This is a genomic window from Desulfosarcina sp. (genome assembly GCF_033791525.1).
In the GTDB taxonomy this organism is placed as follows: Bacteria; Desulfobacterota; Desulfobacteria; order Desulfobacterales; family Desulfosarcinaceae; genus Desulfosarcina.
This window is the reverse complement of the sequence record NZ_JASJGN010000281.1, coordinates 1-4,000: the sequence shown is the minus strand read 5'-3', so window position 1 is coordinate 4,000 and position 4,000 is coordinate 1. Positions and strand designations below refer to the sequence as shown.

At 46.0% G+C, this 4,000-nt stretch carries 6 protein-coding genes; 1 reads left to right on the top strand and 5 read right to left on the bottom strand.

The features are described 5' to 3' along the window. Nucleotides 1-469 precede the first annotated feature (469 nt). The 5 genes from QNK41_RS13985 to QNK41_RS23080 all read right to left on the bottom strand — a co-directional run bounded on the left by QNK41_RS13985 (nucleotide 470) and on the right by QNK41_RS23080 (nucleotide 3,420). On the bottom strand, nucleotides 470-1,435 hold the full coding sequence (locus QNK41_RS13985) for a VanZ family protein (protein WP_319257968.1): 966 nt from the start codon (nucleotides 1,433-1,435) through the stop codon (nucleotides 470-472). A gap of 436 nt (nucleotides 1,436-1,871) precedes the next feature. Continuing rightward, entirely contained in the window at nucleotides 1,872-2,123 is a 252-nt protein-coding gene (locus tag QNK41_RS13980; protein WP_319257966.1) for a type II toxin-antitoxin system RelE family toxin, read from the bottom strand. After that, nucleotides 2,123-2,383: a type II toxin-antitoxin system prevent-host-death family antitoxin gene (locus QNK41_RS13975; RefSeq protein ID WP_319257964.1), complete on the bottom strand. Its 261-nt coding sequence runs from the start codon at nucleotides 2,381-2,383 to the stop codon at nucleotides 2,123-2,125. Before QNK41_RS13975 ends, QNK41_RS13980 begins: the two co-directional genes overlap by 1 nt. A 422-nt stretch (nucleotides 2,384-2,805) precedes the next feature. Then, the gene (locus QNK41_RS13970) at nucleotides 2,806-3,156 is read right to left on the bottom strand and encodes a helix-turn-helix transcriptional regulator (protein ID WP_319257962.1); all 351 of its coding nucleotides are present in this window, start codon (nucleotides 3,154-3,156) and stop codon (nucleotides 2,806-2,808) included. A gap of 3 nt (nucleotides 3,157-3,159) precedes the next feature. Continuing rightward, nucleotides 3,160-3,420 carry a type II toxin-antitoxin system RelE family toxin gene (locus QNK41_RS23080; protein ID WP_413815155.1) on the bottom strand — a complete coding sequence of 87 codons (261 nt, stop codon included), beginning with the start codon at nucleotides 3,418-3,420 and terminating at the stop codon, nucleotides 3,160-3,162. A 233-nt stretch (nucleotides 3,421-3,653) separates the two neighbouring features. On the opposite strand from QNK41_RS23080, the gene QNK41_RS13965 reads away from it, so the two are divergent. Further along, on the top strand, nucleotides 3,654-4,000 hold a 347-nt coding region (locus QNK41_RS13965; RefSeq protein ID WP_319257960.1), incomplete at its 3' end, for a hypothetical protein.

Here is a 4,000-nt window from a genome sequence, read left to right as displayed (position 1 = left end):
CATCATTTCACCTGGGACCCGAAGGTGACAGCAAAACGAATTTCACCGGGCAAATCCAACAAATTGAACCAACTGAACGGTCTTCTTCCGCTCGTAGTCTCCCGCTTCCCGTCCGTTCTCATCTAATCGATTTCATAACATTAATTTAAAATTCATCATTTTTAACCAGTGAAATTTCTGAAAGGAAGAAGCATAGCGAATTTCACCAGGTCAAAACTGCTTTTCAGTCTCTCGCAGAGCCGCAGAGTTCACAAAGAGAGATCCAACCAAAACTCAAAATTAAAAATTCAACATTCAAAATTGCATTTCTGTCTCTGTGTCCTCGAGCGAAGCCCCGATATGCGGAATAAACTGGGTGGGAGACGAAGAGCGGGCTATAGACTATAGGCGATCGGTGAGGGGCGTAGAAGATGAACGTCGAACTCGCCTGAGGCGAGCAAGCACTTGTCCGCCTTCGGCAGATCGAACGTCAAATAAGATTATACAGCTTTACATCATCGATATAGATTTTTCTGGGATGGGGCAGGCGACTGGCAAAGAAGCCGATCCCGTAGATTTGGCTGAGGTCCATTTGGCGGTTGTCCGGTGCCCGTCGGATCTCTTCCAGGCTGATGGTGACAGTGTTCCAGCCTTGGGATAAGGACCGGGTCGTGTTGAATCGATCCTGATACCGCTGAACATCCTGGGTGTGCTTCTTGTCATGGATACGGCAGGTAATTTTTATGGCGTCGGCCGACGGGTTGTAAATGCGAAACTGGAACCATTGATATTGCAGCCAGTTGGCAGGGAAGTATTTTAGGGCGACGCCTGAGTAAATCTGAGTTGTGAGGTCCACCCGCATAGCGCGGTTGCCTTGACTGCCGATGTTTTCAATCTTGATGTCAGCATCGCCGGTCCAGCGGTGATTCTGGAAGGGGGTTTGAAAGTCCGACAGGACGGGAAAGTTTCGGCGTGCCTGGTGTTCATCGACCAGGGCGATGACGATCGGGTAAAATTGTGACACCACTAAAATGATAAGGGTGGTCTTGAAAATTAGCATAGGCGTTTTAGGAACTGATTTTCTGATGGGCAGCAGAAAGGCGATCGCAATGCATGCACCAATCATGTTTCTGAAGATGTCGCCCATATCCGGCGTACGGTTAAAACCGTATTGAAAAAACTCCACCAAGGCCCCCAGGCCAAGCGTAATTACGAATATTATAGATACTTGAAAAACAGGTTTGATCTGATTTCCAGGGGAGAAGGAGAACAGCAGCAGGGGTAAAAAGGCAAAGTAGAGGAGGTGGCCTAAATTCCAGAAGGCTTTTAAAGAGCGTGGTGAATGGTAGCTTGGCCCGCCGATGAAAAACAGGATCGACATCGCGGCCAATATTATGATTAGGGCCGGAAAGAATTTGGGTCTTGAATTGGTGCGCACCGGATCCTGAACTGCCATATTTTTATTCGGTCCATCGTATTGGTTGCCCTGAATTCCATACCACGGGCGCACACGGTCAAGATAGCAAAAAGCTCAAAGCTGATAACTCAAAGAAAAACGATTTTTCTGCCACCTCGGTTAATTCCGCTTCGCTCGTCACTATCGTGAATTTAACGGGGCAGGCGGACACATATAGACTCCCACGGATGAGTTTATAGCAGCCTTCGGCTGAAAAAGAAAAGAATTCACCGCCCGCTACGCTCGAGACGCGGAGGACGCGAAGGGTGTTTTAGACCGGTGAAATATGCTGTGCTGTCACCTTCGGTCCCAGGTGAAATGATGTTGCTCGCTACGCGATTTCACGGGATAAATAATTTTCACTGCCTGAAATTTAATTTCTGAGAGGGAAATTAAACAAAAGAAAAACTGATTTCAAGTCGGTTAATTAACAGAATCATTCACCGTAATGTGTCTTTGCTCGATGGACGTATACTTTCCGGTTTTCATCGTCAATAGAATACACGATTCTGTCTTGAAAGCTTAAACGCATAGAATAAAAGCCTTTCAACTGACCGATCAATTTCTTACCCGAATGGGGTTCGTGGCTTACTTGACGTTCAAGAATATCCTTCAGTTTGGACTTCAGGCGTGGTGAGAGCTTGTTCACATCTTTCAAGGCTTCTTTTGTAAATCTGATTTCATACATCAAGAATCCCCGAATACTTCATCCATCGAATAGGTTTCACCGTCATTCATTTGATTTACAGATCGGTTCAAACTCTTCAGCAGGCCAGGAACTGCCTGTAGTTCAAGCGTTTCAACGAGGTTGTCATATTCTTCTTCGGAAAGCATGACAACAGATCCTTTAGGGTGCTGGATTCTATAGATCTGATGCTTTTCAGTAGCACCTTTTACGATTTCGAAGAAGTGACGTCGTGCATCAGTTGCTGTAATATTGCTTTTCATGTTTCATCTCCAATGCGTACGTTTTTATGTACATAAATACAGTTTGCAGCCCGTGCTTGTCAATAGGGAAATGAAGGCCGTTATGGTGATTAGTTGCAAATAAGAATGCCAGTGCCAGGATAAGCCATGCCACGATTAGCCAGATTAGACGCGCCGGGCGTGCTTCACCATGTGATCATCCGGGGGATTGAGCGTAAGGAAATTTTCTGGGAAAGCTTAAAGAAAACCGATTTTTCTGCCACAGACACACACGGACGTACACGGACAAGCTTTCAGCAGCCTTCGGCTGAAAAAGAAAAGAATTCACCGCCCAGCCTGTCCCGCGCAGCGGGGCTTCGCTCGAGAAGCGGAGGACGCGAAGGGTTTGTTTAGGCTTAATTTCTGAGAGGGAAATTAAGAGAAGTGCACAAATCAATTTCATTTCAAATGAAGCTTGATTCGGGTGCACCAAAAACTTCTGCAAATTTTTTCCGTGTTGCATTTCGATAAACTGCGCCTTGGCGTTCCCATTTGGCAATTGTCGACTGCTTTACCTTCATTCTGTGGGCGAGCTCTGTTTGTGTCCAGCCTTTTTCAAGGCGTTCACGTTTTACTGGATTTAAAAAAATATAATCTTCAGCCTCTTCTTGATCGTACAACGGTTCTGTTGAAGCCAATTCAATAGCCTCAAGATCGGAAACGTTGCCACTATTTTTTATCAGACGGTTAAAGACGTTAACCGGTAGAACAATGAATTTAACTTTACCGTTCTCTTTTATCGTTTGATATTCCATGGCTTATCCTTTGTAAATGTCTCCACGAGATCGTATCCTTATAATTTCTATAATGAGGATATCATCGTGTCGAGAGTAGACGACTCGGTATTTCCCAACCCTGAGCCTGAATCCAATCCGACCTTTTAAAACCGCAATATCAAGCTCCGGGTTGTCCGGATTCTCGGCAAGTTGATGTAATTTATTGACAATAGCCGATTTGGACTTTAGCGAGAGTCGTGCTATATAATTTCTTGCCCTTCTCCTGTATTTCAACTTATACATATTAAGATATATAGCTATTAGAGCTATATTTGTCAATTGTTGTTACGAAAGAATATGGCTGGACATGAAAAGGCTGATTGCCGATCTTACCGCGTCTACGGTGTCAGCAGCCTTCCAGCATAGGCGACTATAGCGGAACGGCTTCTTCCTTGTATCTGCGACAAGTTCGACAATCGCAATTTAGTTATTGAATCAGGAACAGCTATGGGCAGCTTAAGGAGGAAATAGCGATCATGACGATAGCAGAACAGCGCTGGCACGTGCCGTTATCCTTTCTCGTGGCCGGTTTTGTGTCGATTCTCATGCTGTCGGGCGTTCCTGTTGCTGCGGCGGCAAGCCCGATTATTATCGACCACAGCTGTACGAACATCACGGCCATCCCTCAGTCTGCCATCGATGCGGCCAGGGCTAATCTTCATATCGCATACGGCCACACATCGCACGGTAGCCAACTGACCGATGGCATGAGCGGCCTGGTGAGCTTTTCCAACAACGGCGGAAAAGGACTTGCCCTGCCGATTGACATTTTTGAGTGGAAAAACGGCGGTATCGGTGGGGCGATGGATCTTCACTACAATGC

Coding starts and splice junctions, on each gene's coding strand:
- QNK41_RS13985 (WP_319257968.1), bottom strand. CDS start 1,435: ATGGCAGTTCAGGATCCGGTGCGCACCAATTCAAGACCCAAATTCTTT.
- QNK41_RS13970 (WP_319257962.1), bottom strand. CDS start 3,156: ATGGAATATCAAACGATAAAAGAGAACGGTAAAGTTAAATTCATTGTT.
- QNK41_RS13980 (WP_319257966.1), bottom strand. CDS start 2,123: ATGTATGAAATCAGATTTACAAAAGAAGCCTTGAAAGATGTGAACAAG.
- QNK41_RS23080 (WP_413815155.1), bottom strand. CDS start 3,420: ATGTATAAGTTGAAATACAGGAGAAGGGCAAGAAATTATATAGCACGA.
- QNK41_RS13975 (WP_319257964.1), bottom strand. CDS start 2,383: ATGAAAAGCAATATTACAGCAACTGATGCACGACGTCACTTCTTCGAA.